The sequence below is a fragment of the Pseudomonas sp. TAE6080 genome, from assembly GCF_018732265.1.
Taxonomy (GTDB): Bacteria; Pseudomonadota; Gammaproteobacteria; order Pseudomonadales; family Pseudomonadaceae; genus Aquipseudomonas; species Aquipseudomonas brenneri.
In genome coordinates, this window is record NZ_JAHIDY010000001.1 from 1 (window position 1) to 17,914 (window position 17,914).

The 17,914-nt window shown below is 60.3% G+C and carries 17 protein-coding genes; 10 read left to right on the forward strand and 7 right to left on the reverse strand.

Annotation, left to right across the window (positions count from 1 at the left end; all coding sequences use genetic code 11):
* Positions 1-144: 144 nt before the first annotated feature.
* Entirely contained in the window at positions 145-1,224 is a 1,080-nt protein-coding gene (trmA, locus tag KL786_RS00005) for a tRNA (uridine(54)-C5)-methyltransferase TrmA (protein WP_215516313.1), read from the reverse strand.
* Positions 1,221-2,516, reverse strand: coding sequence for an NCS2 family permease (locus tag KL786_RS00010; RefSeq protein ID WP_215516314.1), 1,296 nt, complete (start codon positions 2,514-2,516; stop codon positions 1,221-1,223). Before KL786_RS00010 ends, trmA begins: the two co-directional genes overlap by 4 nt.
* 211 nt (positions 2,517-2,727) lie before the next feature.
* Here KL786_RS00010 and KL786_RS00015 point away from each other — a divergent pair, with 211 nt between their 5' ends.
* A complete protein-coding gene (locus KL786_RS00015; RefSeq protein ID WP_215516315.1) occupies positions 2,728-3,174 on the forward strand; it encodes a DUF4879 domain-containing protein in 447 nt (148 codons plus the stop codon).
* A 21-nt stretch (positions 3,175-3,195) separates the two neighbouring features.
* Here the strand turns inward: KL786_RS00015 and KL786_RS00020 are convergent, their stop codons facing one another.
* Complete coding sequence (locus tag KL786_RS00020; RefSeq protein ID WP_215516316.1) at positions 3,196-4,428, reverse strand: MFS transporter; 1,233 nt, start codon at positions 4,426-4,428, stop codon at positions 3,196-3,198.
* A 344-nt stretch (positions 4,429-4,772) separates the two neighbouring features.
* Between KL786_RS00020 and KL786_RS00025 the strand changes: the two genes are divergently transcribed.
* From KL786_RS00025 to KL786_RS00035, 3 genes are read left to right on the forward strand one after another with little or no spacing between them, the layout of a single operon-like run.
* Positions 4,773-6,212: a cytochrome ubiquinol oxidase subunit I gene (locus KL786_RS00025; protein ID WP_215516317.1), complete on the forward strand. Its 1,440-nt coding sequence runs from the start codon at positions 4,773-4,775 to the stop codon at positions 6,210-6,212.
* A gap of 3 nt (positions 6,213-6,215) precedes the next feature.
* Positions 6,216-7,223: a cytochrome d ubiquinol oxidase subunit II gene (gene cydB / locus KL786_RS00030; RefSeq protein ID WP_215516318.1), complete on the forward strand. Its 1,008-nt coding sequence runs from the start codon at positions 6,216-6,218 to the stop codon at positions 7,221-7,223.
* 12 nt (positions 7,224-7,235) lie between these two features.
* Positions 7,236-7,403: a DUF2474 domain-containing protein gene (locus KL786_RS00035; RefSeq protein ID WP_065942821.1), complete on the forward strand. Its 168-nt coding sequence runs from the start codon at positions 7,236-7,238 to the stop codon at positions 7,401-7,403.
* Positions 7,404-7,452: 49 nt separating this feature from the next.
* Here the strand turns inward: KL786_RS00035 and KL786_RS00040 are convergent, their stop codons facing one another.
* Both KL786_RS00040 and KL786_RS00045 read right to left on the reverse strand, forming a co-directional pair.
* Positions 7,453-8,577 carry a methyltransferase gene (locus KL786_RS00040; protein WP_215516319.1) on the reverse strand — a complete coding sequence of 375 codons (1,125 nt, stop codon included), beginning with the start codon at positions 8,575-8,577 and terminating at the stop codon, positions 7,453-7,455.
* A gap of 164 nt (positions 8,578-8,741) precedes the next feature.
* Positions 8,742-9,452: a helix-turn-helix transcriptional regulator gene (locus KL786_RS00045; protein ID WP_215516320.1), complete on the reverse strand. Its 711-nt coding sequence runs from the start codon at positions 9,450-9,452 to the stop codon at positions 8,742-8,744.
* Positions 9,453-9,757: 305 nt separating this feature from the next.
* Here KL786_RS00045 and KL786_RS00050 point away from each other — a divergent pair, with 305 nt between their 5' ends.
* On the forward strand, positions 9,758-10,534 hold the full coding sequence (locus KL786_RS00050) for a ferredoxin--NADP reductase (RefSeq protein WP_215516321.1): 777 nt from the start codon (positions 9,758-9,760) through the stop codon (positions 10,532-10,534).
* A 45-nt stretch (positions 10,535-10,579) separates the two neighbouring features.
* Here KL786_RS00050 and mscL read toward each other — a convergent pair whose 3' ends face one another.
* Complete coding sequence (mscL, locus tag KL786_RS00055) at positions 10,580-10,996, reverse strand: large-conductance mechanosensitive channel protein MscL (protein WP_032861849.1); 417 nt, start codon at positions 10,994-10,996, stop codon at positions 10,580-10,582.
* Positions 10,997-11,283: 287 nt separating this feature from the next.
* Here mscL and katB point away from each other — a divergent pair, with 287 nt between their 5' ends.
* From katB to radA, 3 genes are all read left to right on the forward strand, one after another.
* Positions 11,284-12,825 carry a catalase KatB gene (gene katB / locus KL786_RS00060; RefSeq protein ID WP_215516322.1) on the forward strand — a complete coding sequence of 514 codons (1,542 nt, stop codon included), beginning with the start codon at positions 11,284-11,286 and terminating at the stop codon, positions 12,823-12,825.
* A 137-nt stretch (positions 12,826-12,962) separates the two neighbouring features.
* Complete coding sequence (locus tag KL786_RS00065; RefSeq protein WP_215516609.1) at positions 12,963-13,493, forward strand: ankyrin repeat domain-containing protein; 531 nt, start codon at positions 12,963-12,965, stop codon at positions 13,491-13,493.
* A 35-nt stretch (positions 13,494-13,528) separates the two neighbouring features.
* Positions 13,529-14,896: a DNA repair protein RadA gene (gene radA, locus KL786_RS00070; RefSeq protein WP_032861851.1), complete on the forward strand. Its 1,368-nt coding sequence runs from the start codon at positions 13,529-13,531 to the stop codon at positions 14,894-14,896.
* A gap of 56 nt (positions 14,897-14,952) precedes the next feature.
* Here radA and KL786_RS00075 read toward each other — a convergent pair whose 3' ends face one another.
* Positions 14,953-15,321, reverse strand: a complete 369-nt coding sequence (locus KL786_RS00075) for a PilZ domain-containing protein (RefSeq protein ID WP_215516323.1) — start codon at positions 15,319-15,321, stop codon at positions 14,953-14,955.
* Between the two features lie 174 nt (positions 15,322-15,495).
* Between KL786_RS00075 and KL786_RS00080 the strand changes: the two genes are divergently transcribed.
* Both KL786_RS00080 and KL786_RS00085 read left to right on the forward strand, forming a co-directional pair.
* The gene (locus KL786_RS00080) at positions 15,496-17,562 is read left to right on the forward strand and encodes a carbon starvation CstA family protein (protein ID WP_065942823.1); all 2,067 of its coding nucleotides are present in this window, start codon (positions 15,496-15,498) and stop codon (positions 17,560-17,562) included.
* Between the two features lie 15 nt (positions 17,563-17,577).
* Entirely contained in the window at positions 17,578-17,775 is a 198-nt protein-coding gene (locus tag KL786_RS00085; protein WP_029292120.1) for a YbdD/YjiX family protein, read from the forward strand.
* Positions 17,776-17,914 lie beyond the last annotated feature (139 nt).

The window sequence follows — 17,914 nt, forward strand, 5'->3', positions numbered from 1 at the left end:
AATCCCCTGTGGGAGCTGTCGAGCTTTAGCGAGGCTGCGATGGCGGCGGTACAGGTACTGAAGATGTCGCCTGATCCACCGCTATCGCAGCCTCGCCGGGGCTCGAAAACTCCCACATTTCTGGATCTGCTGTGCCCTGAAGGGTTAGCGCCGGGTCAGCAGTACGCCCGATTCCATATGGTGGGTCCACGGGAACTGGTCGAACATCGCGCAGCGGGTGATGCGGTGGGTGTCGTGCAGTTGTGCAATGTTCGCCGCCAGCGTCTCCGGGTTGCAGGAGATGTACAGGATGTTCTCGAAGCGTCGGGTCAACTCGCAGGTGTCCGGGTCCATGCCGGCACGGGGCGGGTCGACGAAGACACTGCCGAATTCGTAGCTCTTGAGGTCGATACCGTGCAGGCGTCGGAACGGCCGCACTTCGTTCAGGGCTTCGGTCAGTTCTTCGGCGGACAGGCGTACCAGGGTCACGTTATCCACTGCGTTTTCATCGAGATTGCTCAAGGCAGCATTGACCGACGTCTTGCTGATCTCGGTGGCCAGCACCTTGCGCACGCGGGTCGCCAGGGGCAGGGTGAAGTTGCCGTTGCCGCAATACAACTCCAGCAGGTCATCACTGCGATCGCCCAAGGCGTCATAGGCCCAGTTGAGCATCTTCTGGTTCACCGTGCCGTTGGGCTGGGTGAAGGCGCCTTCGGGCTGGCGATAGCTGAAGGTGCGACCGCCGACAGCGAGTTTCTCGACCACGTAGTCGTGGCCGATCACATCGCGCTTGCCCTTGGAGCGGCCGATGATGCTGACGTTCAGGTCGGCCGCCAGCTGGTTGGCAGCGGTGTGCCAGTGCTCGTCCAGCGGGCGGTGATAGCACAGAGTGATCATCGCGTCACCGGCCAGGGTGGTGAGGAACTCCACCTGGAACAGCTTGTGGCTCAGGGCGGCGCTGGCTTGCCAGGCGGCCTTGAGTTGCGGCATCAACTGGTTGATACGCAAGCTGGCGATGGGGAATTCTTCGATCAGGATCGGCGTGCGCTTGTCGTCCTGGGAGAACATCGCGTAGTGGCGCTGGCCACCTTCGCGCCACAGGCGGAACTCGGCGCGCAGGCGGAAGTTCTGCAGGGGCGAATCGAAGACCTGCGGCTCGGGCGCGTCGAACGGCGCGAGCAGGTCACGCAAACGCGTGACCTTGTCTTGCAGTTGCAGGGCGTAACTTGCTGCATCAAAAGTCATGCGGGGAACCAGCCTAGCTTGATCACGAACAGGATCGACAGAATCACCAGCGCTGGGTTGAGTTCACGGTAGCGGCCTGTAAGCAGCTTGATACCGGTCCAGGCGATGAAGCCGAAGGCGATGCCGTTGGCGATGGAGTAAGTGAAGGGCATCGCCAGGGCGGTGATCACCACCGGCGCGGCAACAGTAATGTCGTCCCAGTCGATTTCCGCCAGGCCCGAGGACATCAGCACCGCGACAAACAGCAGCGCGGGAGCGGTGGCAAACGCCGGGACGCTGGCCGCCAGCGGCGAGAAGAACAGCGCCAGCAGGAACAGGATCGCCACCACGATGGCGGTCAGGCCGGTGCGGCCACCGGCACTCACGCCAGCAGCAGATTCGATGTAGCTGGTGGTGGTCGAGGTGCCCAGCAGCGAACCGGCCATGGCGGCGGTGCTGTCGGCGATCAGGGCGCGGCCCATTTTCGGCATGTGGCCGTCCTTGCCCATCAGGCCGGCGCGCTTGGCGACGCCGATCAGGGTGCCGGAGTTGTCGAACAGGTCAACGAACAGGAAGGCGAAGATCACGCTGATCAAGCCCACGTCCAGGGCGCCGGCGATGTCCAGTTGCAGGAAGGTCGGGGCCAGGGACGGTGGCATCGATACCACGCCGCCGAATGGGGTCACGCCGAGCGCGATGGCTGCGATGGTCACCGCGAGGATACCGATCAACACCGCACCGCGCACTTTCAGGGCTTCCAGGGCCACGATCAGGAAAAAGCCCAGGGTCGCCAGGATCGGTGCAGGTTTGGCCAGGTCGCCCATGCCCAGCATGGTCGCCGGGTTGCTGACCACGATCCCGGCGTTATGCAGGGCGATCAGCGCCAGGAACAGGCCGATACCGGCGGCAATCGCCGAGCGCAGGGGCAGGGGGATCGCATTGATGATCCATTCGCGGATGCGGAAGATCGACAGCAGGAAAAACAGCACGGCGGAGATAAATACCGCACCGAGCGCCACTTGCCAGGTATGGCCCAGGTGCAGGACCACGGTGTAGGTAAAGAAGGCGTTCAGGCCCATGCCCGGTGCCAGGGCGATCGGGTAGTTGGCGATCAGGCCCATGATCGTCGAACCGATGGCCGCCGCCAGGCAAGTGGCGACAAACAGCGCGCCCTTGTCCATGCCGGTCTCGCCGAGGATGCTCGGGTTGACGAACAGAATGTAGGCCATGGCCAGGAATGTCGTGATACCGGCGAGAATCTCGGTACGCACGTTGGTGTTGTGTGCCTTGAGTTGAAACAGCTTTTCCAGCATGCCTGCTCCCTGTGGCGCGCTTGGCGCCGTGATTTGTTGACCTCAAAGTCAAAGCACAAACTGCGCCAAGCGCCGCGTGTTTTCTAGAGAGGATCGGAAAAAGCGGCGCATCATACCAGCAGGTCGACGGCCTGTGGCGCCCAGCCTCGGTTTTGTTGAGTGTGGCCTTGAGGCATACTCCGTCGACGTTCAGTCCAGGGTCATCCAAAGCATGAAAAAAGCCATCGCGTGCAGTCTAGCTCCGTTCGCCTGTATCGGCCTGTGGCTGGCGGCGGCACCGGCGTGGGGCGCGCCTGCACCGGCCTTGAGCGAGGTACGGGTGTTCCAGGTGCAGTCCCAGGTGTGCAACGAGTCCATCGCCGAGGTCGCCGACAGCACCCGGCAGTGCCAGCACCGTGGGCCGACGCAGGTCTCGGTGATGGAAGTGGGCCTTGGCAATAACTCCATCGCTACCTTTGATGGGGCGCGGCTTGCGGGGCGCAGTACGGCTATCTGCCAAGTCGGCTCCAGCAGCCAGGCGTGCAATGGCGCTGGTACGTTGATGGGCTACGTCTATGTCTTTGACGTGGATATCCGCGCAGCGGGCTGGTTCGAGTACAGCAACACGTCCATCAATGTGCCGCGCAACACCCTGAAGACTCAGCTACGCATCCAGTAATGGCCCCATGTAATTACCGGGTCAGGGCGCCTCGGCCGGCGTATGCATGCGGTCCCGATTGGCCAGGGTCGGGAACAGTTTGATCCACACCCCGGTCACCACCAACGTGCCGACCCCGCCCAGTACCACGGCGGGCACCGTGCCCAACCAGTGGGCGGTAACGCCGGACTCGAACTCGCCCAACTGATTGGACGCCCCGATAAACAAGCCATTGACCGCACTGACCCGCCCGCGCATTTCATCGGGGGTTTCCAGTTGCACGAATGAGGCACGGATCACCATGCTGATCATGTCCGCCGCCCCCAGCACCACCAGCACTGCCAGGGAGAACCAGAACGAGGTGGACAGGCCGAAGGCAATGGTCGCCACGCCAAACACGCCGACGGCGGTAAACATCACACGGCCCACATGTCGGTCCACGGCAAACCGTGCCAGCCACAACGACATCAGCAGCGCGCCCACCGCCGGCGCCGAGCGCAGCAGCCCCAGGCCCCACGGGCCGGTCAACAGGATGTCCTTGGCAAACACCGGCAGCAACGCGGTGGCGCCGCCCAACAGCACGGCGAACAGGTCCAGGGAGATCGCCCCGAGGATGTCCGGCCGGCTGCGGATAAAGCGAATCCCCGCCAGCAGTGAGTCCAGGGTGGCCTTGCCTTTGTTCAGCGGGGTTTGCCGCGCTGGCAGGTTGAGGGTCAGCACACAGGCAATCAGGTACAGCAGCACCGTCGGGCCATACACCCAGGCGCTACCGAAGGCATAAAGCAAACCGCCCAGGGCCGGCGCGACGATGGTTGCCGATTGCTGGGCCGACTGCGCCGCCGCAACCGCCCGTGGGAACAGGGCACTGGGCACGATGCTCGGCAGCAGGGCCTGGGTGGTGGGCATTTCGAAGGAGCGGGCAGCGCCGAGCAGGAATGCCAGGATAAAAATCATCTCGCGGGTGACATTGCCCGTCAGGCTGCCAATCACCAGCGCCAGGGCGATCATCGCCTGCAACGTCTGGCAAATGGCGGCGACCTTGCGTCGTTCGTAGCGGTCGGCGACATGCCCGGTGTGCAGCATGAACAGCACCCGCGGTACAAACTCCACCAGGCCCACCAACCCCAGGTCCAGCACGTTGCCGGTCAGTTGGTAGAGGTTCCAGCCGATGGCCACGGTGAGCATCTGGAAGCCACTGGCGGTAAAAATCCGTGCCAGCCAGAACGCTATAAAAGGGCGGTGATGACGTAACAGCAGTGGGGTTTCACTGGGCATCGGCAGGGACTGGACTGAGCGTGGGGAAAGGCGAGATTAGCACCAACCTGTAACAAATAGTTGCTGCTTCGGAAATATCCTTAGCAAGGCATCTATTTTGCTGAGTCAACCTGTCACGCGGCAAAAGACCACACAGTCCAACCTGGAAAATGGGACTACTCTTTCATCGTTGCTTGATCCAGATCAATGCTGACTTGAGTGTTGTGCTGGCGGCCGCAAGGCCAGAATCCCTACGTGGTTGGTAAAAAAAGAACGAATTGCAATTCGCCACACTCCATATCCGTGGGGGCAGTGGGTGCAGGCCTCCCTGCTTGCAGCCGGTATTACCTGACAGAGGAAGACTTATGTTCGGTTTGGAGGCGCTAGATCTCGCCCGAATTCAATTCGCGTTCACCATCTCGTTCCATATCCTGTTCCCGGCCATCACCATTGGCCTGGCCAGTTACCTCGCGGTGCTGGAAGGCCTGTGGCTCAAGACCCACAACGATACCTACCGTGACCTCTACCACTTCTGGTCGAAGATCTTTGCCGTCAACTTCGGCATGGGCGTGGTCTCGGGCCTGGTCATGGCCTATCAGTTCGGCACCAACTGGAGCCGCTTCTCGGACTTCGCCGGTTCCGTCACGGGGCCCTTGCTGACCTATGAAGTGCTCACCGCGTTCTTCCTTGAAGCGGGCTTTCTTGGGGTGATGCTGTTTGGCTGGAACAAGGTCGGGCGCAAGCTGCACTTCTTTGCCACGGTGATGGTGGCCGTCGGTACGTTGATCTCGACGTTCTGGATCCTTGCCTCCAACAGCTGGATGCAGACCCCGCAAGGTTTTGAAATCGTCGATGGCCGGGTGATCCCAACGGATTGGCTGGCGGTGATCTTCAACCCTTCGTTCCCCTATCGCCTGGCACACATGGCCACGGCGGCGTTTGTCGCCACCGCGTTCTTCGTCGGTTCCTCGGCCGCCTGGCACTTGCTGCGGGGCAAGGACAACCCGGCGATCCGCACCATGCTGTCGATGGCAATGTGGATGGCGTTGATCGTCGCGCCGATCCAGGCGGTCATCGGTGACTTCCACGGCCTCAATACGCTGAAGCACCAACCGGCGAAAATCGCCGCCATCGAAGGCCACTGGGAAAACATCGGCAATGAGCCGACCCCGCTGATCCTGTTCGGCTGGCCGGACATGAAGGAAGAGCGGACCAAGTACAAGGTGGAAATCCCCTACCTGGGCAGCCTGATCCTTACCCACTCCCTGGACAAGCAAGTGCCGGCACTCAAGGAGTTCCCGCCCGAGGATCGCGCCAACTCGACCATCGTATTCTGGTCGTTCCGGATCATGGTCGGCCTGGGCATGTTGATGATCTTCACCGGCCTGTTCAGCCTCTGGCTGCGCAAGGGCGGCAAGCTCTACAGCAACAAACCCTTCCTGTACCTGGTGCTATGGATGGGCCCGTCGGGGTTGATTGCGATCCTGGCCGGCTGGTTCACCACCGAAATCGGGCGCCAGCCCTGGGTGGTCTACGGCTTGATGCGCACGGCGGACGCCTCCTCCAACCACAGCGTGGTGCAGATGAGCATCACCCTGGCGCTGTTTGTGGTGGTGTACTTCGCCCTGTTCGGCGCAGGCCTGGGCTACATGATGCGCCTGGTGCGCAAAGGCCCGGTGACCCACGAAAGCACCGAGCCGGCCCACGGTGGCCCCGGGCAGCAACGCACCCCGGCGCGTCCATTGTCGGCGGCCGATGACAGCGGCGACGCCGATCACGGCGACACTCTGAAAAAGGGGAATTGAGTCATGGGTATTGATCTTCCGCTGATCTGGGCCGTGATCATCATCTTCGGCATCATGATGTACGTGGTCATGGATGGTTTTGACCTGGGGATTGGCATTCTCTTTCCCTTCATCCCGGGCAAGACTGACCGCGACGTGATGATGAACACCGTCGCCCCGGTCTGGGACGGCAACGAAACCTGGCTGGTACTGGGGGGCGCGGCGTTGTTTGGCGCGTTCCCGTTGGCCTATTCGGTGGTGCTCTCGGCGCTATACCTGCCGTTGATCCTGATGCTGATCGGCCTGATCTTCCGCGGCGTGGCCTTTGAGTTCCGCTTCAAGGCCAAGGATGACAAGCGCCATCTGTGGGACAAGGCGTTTATCGGCGGCTCGCTGGCGGCCACCTTCTTCCAGGGCGTGGCGCTGGGGGCGTTCATCGAGGGCATTCCAGTGGTTGATCGCCAGTTTGCCGGTGGCTCACTGGATTGGCTCACGCCGTTTGCCCTGTTCTGCGGCGTGGCCTTGATCGTGGCCTATGCGCTGCTGGGCTGCACCTGGCTGATCATGAAGACCGAAGGCAAGTTGCAGGAGCAGATGCACAACCTGGCACGACCGCTGGCGTTCGTGGTGTTGGCGGTGATTGGCATCGTCAGTATCTGGACACCCCTGGCTCACCCGGACATCGCTTCGCGCTGGTTCACCCTGCCGAACCTGTTCTGGTTCCTGCCGGTGCCGATCCTGGTCCTGGTGACCATGTACGCACTGGTGCGTGCCGTGGCCCGCAATGCCCATTACGCGCCGTTCCTGTTGACGCTGGTGTTGATCTTCCTGGGCTACAGCGGCCTGGGCATCAGTCTGTGGCCGAACATCATCCCGCCGTCGATCTCGATCTGGGACGCTGCCGCGCCGCCGCAAAGCCAGGGCTTCATGCTGGTAGGCACGCTGTTCATCATCCCATTCATCCTGGGCTACACCTTCTGGAGCTACTACGTGTTCCGCGGCAAGGTGACCCATGAAGACGGCTATCACTAGGAGGCTCGCACCATGAGCGGTAAACCTTCACTGGACGACATCGAACAGGCCGAGAAAAAGCCGCTCTGGCAGCGCCTGGGCTGGCTGGCGATGATCTGGACCGGCAGCGTCCTGGCCTTGTTCGTGGTGGCCAGTCTGATGCGCATGTTCATGAACGCCGCTGGCTTGAGCACTCACTGACATCCCACGCTGTATTGACCCTCCTTGCGGAGGGTTTTTTTTGCGTGGCTTATTTACGGGCCTTGAGGATCACGAATTTTGGCGTCGCCGCCACCTGCTCCACCCCACGGAACAGACGCGCCAGCTTGCTGTGATAACCCAGGTGGCGGTTGCCGACGATGTACAAGGCGCCGCCGACCACCAGCGCTTCGCGGGCCTGCTGGAACATGCGCCAGGCGAGGAAATCGCCCACCACCTGCTGTTGGTGGAACGGTGGGTTGCACAACACCACGTCCAAAGATTGCGGCTCCTGGTCTGCCAGGCCGTCGCCGGGACGAATAGTCACTGGCCGCTCGCCCAGTGCCGCCTGCCAGTTTTCGGCCGCTGATTGCACGGCCATATAGGACTCGTCCACCAGGGTGTATTGCGCTTCGGGGTTTTGCAGGGCGCTGGCAATCGCCAGTACACCATTGCCGCAACCCAGGTCTGCCACGCGGGCACTGCCCAGGTTTTGCGGCAGGTGCGGGAGGAAGGCGCGGGTGCCGATGTCCAGGCCTTCGCGGCAGAACACGTTGGCGTGGTTAAGCAATTCGATGGCCGGTACGTCCAGGCAATAGCGCGTGGGGTAGGGCGACACGGCCTGCGGTCGATCAGCCTGGGTGGCGATCAGCAGCCGGGCCTTTTTTACCGCCAGCGACGCGTGCATCGGCCCGATGTAACGCTCCAGCAGTTCACCGGCGGCGCGGGGCAGGTGCTTGACCATTGCGCCCGCGATCACTTCGGCGCCGGGTGCCAATTGGCCTTGCAGACGGATCAGTTGTTCTTCCAGCAGCGCCAGGGTTTTCGGCACCCGGATCAGCACACGGTCGAATGGCCCGTGGGGGATCTGGCTGGCGGGAACCACGGTGACGGCATCGAAGGTCTTGTGATTGCGCACCAGGTTTTTTTGCAGGGCCTGGGTGCCGAGGAACGAATCGCCGCTGGTGGTGACATGCACATGCCCCTCAAGACTGGCCGCCAGTGCGCCAAAGCTGTCATTGAGCACCAGCACGCGGGTGCTGCTGGCCGGTTGCTGCTCGGCCAGGTAGGCGAGCAAATACTCGTCGGCCGCATCGAACGCTTGCAGCGGTTCATTTTGCTGCTCGGGCTGGCGGATCAGGTCGAGTTGGGCGAAGGGGCTTTCGAGCAGGGGCATGGAGGGAGGAACTCTGGATGATCGACGGGTGTTCCCGGCTGGGCGAGGAACCTCCTGAGTGGACTGCGACGCGGGTGTTGAAGGGCTGCGTCATCACTCAGAACTGGCCGTAAATGTTACGTTTTTTTCCAGAGGATTACATTCGGTGTTTTAACCCGCAGCCCTTAAAAGAGGCCATGTTTCACGGCGCTCATCACAGCGGCAATCTTATTGTTGACCCCCAGCTTTCTCATCGCGCTACTGATATGAAACCCCACGGTGCGTTCTGACAGGCACAGGATCGTGGCGATATCGGCCGCCGTCTTGCCCAGTGCCGACCATTGCAGGATCTCGGTCTCGCGACTGCTGAGTTTGCTGGGGCATTGGAAATCAGGCGCCTTGGCATATTTCTGTGCCGCTACGGTATGCAAGGCATGGCATATCCACAGGACCTGGCCGGTTTTTTCGTAGAGTTCATGGGCTTGCACCGGGCCATTGCGCCGCGCCAGGCTGATCATGCTGAAAAAACCGTGGAAGTCGTGCACCGACTGTGCCCAGCCATGACTCAGGCCGTGGGTTTGTGCATGTGCCCACATGTCAGGGACTGCGGAAAAGGTTTTTTCCTCCCAGACGATCGGTAGCACATTGTGTTTGCAGTGGCTGACCAGCGGGTCCAGCTCGAAGTAGTGTTGTGTTTTGTAGAGGGTGTTCCATTCATCCGGATAGTTGTTGAGGTTAATGTTCTGGGGCGGGCGATAGAGGGCATTGGAGCCCATGGTAAAACCGCAGTATTCGAAGCCTAGCTCATACGTGATGTTCAGGGCCGCTTCGAACATTGTGGTCACTTCATCCTCACCTTCCAGTTTAGGGAGACGTGTGTTGCGCCAGTGGACCATCGGTAACTCTCCATGAGGTACATATTGGTTTGTACATGACGCACTTCCTATAGCGTCACCGGGTCGAGTGTAGGACAGCATCTAAACGCTAGGTGGGATATTTCGCACTTATCGCGGCGGTTTTTAGCAGTTTTGACAGGGGTACAGACGCTAGGACGCCTGTTTGCGGGGCTTCGCCAGATCGTTTAAATCAGAAGCCTATACGACACAACTGGTTTGTCTGGCTGGATGCCACTACAAACCGGCGGTGTTTCCGGGCGCCACTTTGGGCGACACTAGGGATTACCTGTAGACCGGAGCCCCCCATGATGGCCAGTGCTGAAAAATTCACCCGCCAGACCCTGATCGATGTGCAGTCATTGACCCCCAGCCTGTTCACCCTGCGTACCACCCGCGATCCGGGTTTTCGGTTCACCGCCGGGCAGTTTGTTCGCCTGGGCGTGACCAAGCCCGACGGGAGCCTGGTATGGCGTGCTTATTCGGTGGTGTCATCGCCCTTTGATGAGTTCCTGGAGTTTTTCTCCATTGTGGTGCCTGGCGGCGAGTTCACCAGTGAACTGAGCCGCCTGCGCGTTGGCGATGAGTTGCTGGTGGAGCGCCAGGCTACCGGCTTCTTGACCCTGAATCGCTTCGTCGATGGTCGCGACCTGTGGCTGCTGGGCACCGGCACGGGCATTGCGCCTTTTCTGTCGATCCTGCAGGACTTTGAAGTGTGGGAGAAATTCGAACGGATCATCCTGGTCTACAGCGCCAGGGAAGCCCGGGAACTGGCCTACCAGACACTGATCGCGCAATTGGGTGAGCGTGAATACCTGAGCGAATACGCCCATAAACTCACCTACCTGCCCATCGTGACGCGTGAGCAGCACCCGGGCGCATTGAATGGGCGTATTACCACCCTGATCGAAAATGGCGAACTGGAGCGGGCGGCGGGCGTGGACCTGACGCCGGAGCATTCACGGGTGATGATTTGCGGCAATCCGCAGATGATCGATGACACCCGCCAGTTGCTTAAACAACGGGATATGCAATTGAGCCTGGCCCGCAGACCGGGGCAAGTCGCCGTAGAAAACTACTGGTAGAAAAAAGGCGCCTGGTCAGAGGCGCCTTTTCATGTTGCGAGTCGCTTACAAGGGCTTGTTGTTCTGGGCCTTGAGCAGATCGCGGATCTCCCCCAGCAGTTCCTCTTCCTTGGTGGGTACCGGTGGCAGGGTTGGTGCCACGGCTTCTTCGCGCTTGAGGCGGTTGATGGCCTTGACGCCCATGAAGATCGCGAACGCAATGATCACGAAGTCGATGATGCTCTGGATGAATTTGCCGTAGGCCAGGACTACCGCAGGGATATCGCCCTGAGCAGCCTTGAGCGTTACCGCCAGGTCCCCGAAGTTCACACCGCCGATCAACACGCCGATGGGTGGCATCACTACGTCGCCCACAAAGGATGAAACAATTTTACCGAAGGCGGCGCCGATGATAATACCGACCGCCATGTCGACCACATTACCTTTGACCGCGAAGGCCTTGAACTCACTGAGCACGCCCATAGGTTATTCCTTGTTACAGTTGAGAAGGGGAGAGTGCAGTGTAAGTCAGTCTGCAGTGGCTTGCGCGACACAACTGTTAACACTGTTCGTTGTTATCGACATATTAAATCGCAAATAGTTTGCAAAGTGCCATCAGTCGCGCGCGAATTACCCGTGATTTCAGGGCTTTACCAGATTATTTTTTCAATCGGGTAGGTCAGGGTTTTCTATTTATCTTCTGGCGTTCAGGGCTCTAGCCTCTGGCAAGCACCTGTTCGAGTGCAATAAAACAACCAGAGGAACGCCTGATGAAAAACCTTATTAGTCGCAGGTCTATTGCTGCGCGAAATGTATTGATAATTGCCAGTGCCAGTCTGCTATCGGTGTCTGTACAGGCCGCTAACTTGACGCGCGATAATGGTGCGGCGGTTGGCGATAATCAGAACTCGCAAACGGCTGGCGCGACCGGCCCGGTATTACTGCAAGATGTGCAGTTGATCCAGAAATTGCAGCGCTTTGATCGTGAACGTATCCCCGAGCGTGTGGTACATGCCCGTGGTACCGGGGCTCACGGCACCTTCACGGTCACCGACAACCTCAGCGACCTGACCAAAGCCAAGGTATTTGCCGCAGGCGAGGCCACGCCGGTGTTCGTACGGTTCTCTGCCGTTGTCCATGGCAACCATTCCCCGGAAACCCTGCGCGACCCTCGCGGTTTCGCCACCAAGTTCTATACCGCCGAAGGTAACTGGGACTTGGTGGGTAATAACTTCCCGACCTTCTTTATTCGCGATGCGATCAAGTTCCCGGATATGGTGCACGCCTTCAAACCTGACCCGCGCACTAACCTGGATGACGATTCTCGCCGCTTCGACTTCTTCTCCCATGTTCCAGAAGCCACCCGCACATTGACCGAGTTGTATTCGGACTCCGGCACGCCGGCCAGTTACCGGGAAATGGACGGTAATGGTGTACATGCCTACAAATTAATCAATGCCAAGGGGCAAGTGCACTACGTCAAGTTTCACTGGAAGAGCTTGCAGGGCATCAAGAACCTGGACCCCAAACAAGTTGTCGACGTCCAGGGTCGGGATTACAGCCATATGACTAACGACTTGGTCACCCATATCAACAAGGGCGACTTCCCCAAGTGGGATTTGTATGTGCAGGTCCTCAAGCCCGAAGAACTGGCCAAGTTTGATTTCGACCCCCTGGATGCCACCAAGATCTGGCCCGATGTGCCCGAGCGCAAAGTCGGGCAAATGGTGCTGAACCGTAACCCGGCCAACGTTTTCCAGGAAACCGAGCAAGTGGCCATGGCCCCGGCGAACCTCGTCCCGGGCATCGAGCCGTCGGAAGACCGGATGTTGCAAGGTCGGGTGTTCTCCTACGCCGATACGCAAATGTATCGCCTGGGCGCCAACGCCCTGCAACTGCCGATCAACGCCCCACGGGTTACCGTCAACAACGGCAACCAGGATGGCGCCATGAACTTCGGCAAGACCACCAGTGGCGTGAACTACCAACCAAGTCGCCTGGCACCACGCGAAGAGTTGCACAGTGCGCGTTACAGCCAGATGCCCCTGGCCGGTAGCACCCAGCAGGCGAAGATCCAGCGTGAGCAGAACTTCAAGCAAGCGGGCGACTTGTACCGTTCCTACAGCAAGAAGGAACGCCAGGACTTGATCGACAACTTCGGTGGCTCCCTGGCGACTACGGATGACGAGAGCAAGCACATCATCCTGTCGTTCCTCTATAAGGCCGACCCGGAATACGGCACTGGCGTGGCCAAGGTTGCCAAGGGCGATCTGGCGCGGGTCAAGGCACTGGCTGAAAAGCTGACCGACTGATCTTAATACCCACTTCTGTAGGCGCGAGCTTGCTCGCGAAGCTCTCGAAGGCACCGCGTAGATTCAGGATTAACGCGGTGCCCTTGCGTTTTTCGCGAGCAAGCTCGCTCCTACAGGGGCCGAGGAGGAATTTGATGATGCGTAGCTTTATTGGGGCGCTTTTGGCCTGTTGGTCCTTGAGTGTGTTCGCTGACCCGCAGGCCCTCAAGGCGCAGTTGCAGGACTACTACTTCGACGCCGCGCGGCGTGGCGACGTGGAAATGCTCAAGACCTTTATCGAGGCCGGCTATTCCCTGAATACTGTTGATGACAAGGGCTACACGGCGCTGATTCTCGCCGCCTATCACGGGCAGGGGCCGGCCGTGGAGCAGTTGCTGGCAGCCGGGGCCGATGCCTGTGTCCAGGACAAGCGTGGCAATACCGCGTTGATGGGCGCTATTTTCAAGGGCGAGTTGAAAATCGCCCAACGTTTGCTGGGTGCCGACTGCAATCCCGACCAGCGTAATGGCGCCGGGCAGACGGCGGCGATGTTCGCCGGGCTGTTCCAGCGCGTCGAATTACTGGATGCACTCAAGGCCAAGGGCGCCGACCTGAACGCCGAAGACCCGGTGGGAAACAGTGCTTCACGATTGGCCAACGGGGAAATCCGGACCCCGGCGCCACGCTGAGCTATCATCGCGGTTTTTCGGTTGGAGGTTCTCAGATGGCAAAGGCCAAGCGCATGTACGGCTGCACGGAGTGCGGCGCGACCTTTCCCAAATGGGCGGGCCAGTGTGGCGAGTGCGGTGCGTGGAACACCCTCACGGAAACCATGATTGAAAGCGGCGGTGCGGCGGCGCCCAGTGGTCGCGCAGGCTGGACCGGGCAACAAGCCCAGATCAAGACCCTGGCCGAGGTCAGCGTCGAAGAGATACCGCGTTTCTCCACGGCGTCCGGCGAACTTGACCGGGTGCTCGGTGGCGGCCTGGTGGACGGTTCGGTGGTGCTGATTGGCGGTGACCCGGGCATCGGTAAGTCGACCATCCTCCTGCAGACCCTGTGCAGTATCGCCAGCCGCATGCCGGCCCTGTACGTCACCGGCGAAGAATCCCAGCAACAGGTGGCCATGCGCGCCCGGCGCCTGGGCCTGCCCCAGGACCAACTGCGGGTCATGACCGAAACCTGTATCGAAAGCATCATCGCCACTGCCCGTGTGGAAAAACCCAAAGTGATGGTGATCGACTCGATCCAGACGATCTTCACCGAGCAACTGCAATCGGCGCCCGGGGGCGTGTCCCAGGTGCGGGAAAGTGCGGCGTTGCTGGTGCGCTACGCCAAGCAGAGCGGCACGGCGATTTTCCTGGTGGGCCATGTGACAAAAGAAGGCGCGTTGGCCGGTCCTCGGGTGCTGGAGCATATGGTCGATACGGTGCTGTATTTCGAGGGCGAGTCCGATGGGCGTCTGCGCCTGTTGCGCGCGGTGAAAAACCGTTTTGGTGCGGTCAACGAGCTGGGGGTGTTCGCCATGACGGACCGGGGGCTCAAAGAAGTCTCCAACCCCTCGGCGATCTTTCTGACCCGCGCCCAGGAAGAAGTACCGGGCAGCGTGGTAATGGCAACGTGGGAGGGCACCCGGCCGATGCTGGTGGAAGTCCAGGCCCTGGTGGACGACAGCCACTTGGCCAACCCGCGCCGCGTGACCCTGGGCCTGGATCAGAACCGCCTGGCGATGCTGCTGGCGGTGCTGCATCGCCACGGAGGGATCCCGACCCATGACCAGGACGTGTTCCTCAACGTGGTGGGCGGGGTCAAGGTGCTGGAAACCGCGTCGGACCTGGCATTGATGGCGGCGGTGATGTCCAGCCTGCGTAACCGGCCGCTGCCCCATGACCTGTTGGTGTTTGGTGAGGTCGGCCTGTCGGGCGAGGTGCGCCCGGTGCCCAGCGGCCAGGAGCGCCTCAAGGAAGCGGCCAAGCATGGCTTCAAGCGCGCCATCGTGCCCAAGGGCAATGCGCCGAAGGAGTCGCCGCCGGGGTTGCAGATTATTGCGGTCACGCGCCTGGAACAGGCACTGGATGCCTTGTTCGAATAACCAGCAACACCACAAAACCCTATAGGAGCTGGCAAGCCGGTTCCTACAGGAGACGGTCAGATGTTGAGCAGTTCGCCCAGCTCCCGATGCAACTCCTCCTCATCCCCCAGGTTGAGCTCGATCAGCCTGCGCAAATGGGTGATCGAATCCAGGTCGATATGCTCGCAGACAAACCCCAACTGACCCTTGTCGTCATGGGTTAACCGCACTTGCATCTGCACATCGGTCTCGGCGTCCAGATGGATGTCCACATCAAACGGCTCGTCACCCTTGCCCAACCACGGCGCGGGCTTTTGTACCAACAACCCCTTGAGCGATAAATCCACCAGTTGCACTGGCCATTGCTGGCCGTTCTGCTTGAGTTCAGTCCTGGCATCGAAGGCAATCCGCCGAAAACGGCGGCGATCTGACGGCTGGTCGCTCATGGTGAAACCCTCTGTAGATACAGGGATTGTAGCCTTGCGCCATTATCGGGCGTTTATTTCGCTTTTTTTTCACCCCGGCAAGGCTCTAGACCAACGTAGGGGGCTGGTCTTTAGAGCACAGCGCGCTAAACTCCGGATGGCTGTCTTTCTGTCCAACCTGGCTGGAATATAAAAATGAAAAATAATAATAGCCTGCTACGCCACTTACCCTGGCTGTTGCTGGCAATCGTAGGAGCGTGCGCCCTGGGCGTAGTGGCCTTGCGTCGCGGCGAGGCGATCAACGCCTTGTGGATTGTAGTCGCGGCAGTCGCCATTTATCTGGTGGCTTATCGTTACTACAGCCTGTTCATCGCAAATAATGTGATGCAACTCGATCCACGGCGGGCCACCCCCGCAGTGCTCAACAACGACGGTCTGGACTATGTGCCGACCAACAAACATATTCTTTTCGGTCACCACTTCGCGGCCATCGCTGGCGCGGGGCCGTTGGTCGGCCCGGTATTGGCGGCGCAGATGGGCTACCTGCCAGGTACCCTGTGGCTGATTGCTGGCGTGGTGCTGGCGGGTGCGGTGCAAGACTTCATGGTCCTGTTCCTGTCCACCCGTCGCAACGGCCGCTCCCTGGGGGACATGGTCCGCGAAGAAATGGGCCGCATTCCTGGGACCATCGCGCTGTTTGGCTGCTTCCTGATCATGATCATCATCCTTGCGGTGCTGTCGCTGATCGTGGTCAAGGCCCTGGCCGAAAGCCCGTGGGGCATCTTCACGGTGATGGCGACCATCCCGATCGCGATGTTCATGGGCGTGTACATGCGCTACATCCGCCCGGGCCGCATCGGCGAAATCTCGATCATCGGCGTGTTGCTGCTGCTGGGTTCGATCTGGCTGGGCGGGCAGATTGCTGCTGATCCGGTCTGGGCCAAGGCCTTCACCTTCACCGGGATCCAGATCACCTGGATGCTGGTCGGCTACGGGTTCGTGGCCGCGGTATTGCCGGTGTGGCTGATCCTGGCTCCCCGTGACTACCTGTCTACCTTCCTGAAAATCGGCACCATCATCGCCCTGGCGATTGGCATCCTGGTCACCATGCCTGACCTGAAAATGCCAGCGCTGACCCAGTTTATCGATGGCACTGGCCCGGTGTGGAAGGGCGGCCTGTTCCCGTTCCTGTTCATCACCATCGCCTGTGGCGCGGTGTCCGGCTTCCATGCGCTGATCTCCTCGGGCACCACGCCCAAGCTGCTGGATAACGAAACCAACGCCCGTTACATCGGCTACGGCGGCATGTTGATGGAGTCCTTCGTGGCCATCATGGCCATGGTTGCCGCCTCGGTGATCGAGCCGGGTGTGTACTTCGCCATGAACAGCCCGGCTGCCGTGGTTGGCAGTGACGTGGTGACCGTGGCGCAGACCGTCAGCAGTTGGGGCTTTGCGATTACTCCGGAAGCGCTGCAGGCGGTGGCCAACGATATCGGTGAAACCACCATCCTGGCCCGTGCCGGCGGTGCGCCGACCCTGGCGGTCGGTATCGCGCAGATCCTGCACAGTGTGCTGCCGGGTGAAAACACCATGGCATTCTGGTACCACTTTGCGATCCTGTTCGAAGCGCTGTTCATCCTGACTGCAGTTGACGCCGGTACCCGTGCCGGTCGCTTCATGCTCCAGGACTTGCTCGGTTCCTTCGTCCCGGCGCTCAAGCGTACCGAGTCCTGGACCGCCAACCTGATCGCGACCGCAGGCTGTGTGGCGATGTGGGGTTACTTGCTGTACCAAGGCGTGATCGATCCGCTGGGTGGCATCAACACCTTGTGGCCGCTGTTCGGCATCTCCAACCAGATGCTGGCCGGTATCGCGCTGATGCTCGCCACCGTTGTGCTGATCAAAATGAAGCGCCAGCGCTACATCTGGGTCACGCTACTGCCGGCTGTCTGGCTGCTGATCTGCACCACCACCGCAGGCTTCATCAAGCTGTTCGACGCTAACCCGGCAATCGGCTTCCTGTCGCTGGCCAAGAAGTACAGCGATGCCTTGGCCAACGGCCAGATCCTTGCCCCGGCGAAGAACATCGACCAGATGCAGCACGTGATCTGGAACGCCTACACCAACGCGACGCTGACGGTATTGTTCCTGTTCGTGGTCTTCAGCATCCTGTTCTATGCGATCAAAGTCGGCGTAGCCGCCTGGGGCAGCAAGGAACGCACGGATAAAGAAGCACCATTCCAAGCCATGCCGGACGCGTGATAGAGGGTTGCAAACATGTTCAATGACATTGGTCGCCTCGGTAAATACCTCGGTCAGGCCGCGCGCCTGATGGTCGGCATGCCCGACTACGACACCTACGTCGAGCATATGCAAACCAAGCACCCGGACAAGCCGATGATGGACTACAAGGCGTTCTTCCGGGAGCGCCAGGAAGCCCGTTACGGCGGCAAGGGCGGGCCCAAGTGCTGTTAAGTTGGTAAAACCGCTTTACCTGTAGGAGCGAGCTTGCTCGCGAAAAACCCAAGGACACCACGTGCATCCAGATAGCACGCGTTATCGTTGACGTTCTTCGCGAGCAAGCTCGCTCCTACAGTTGTTTTTGCGCTCCCAT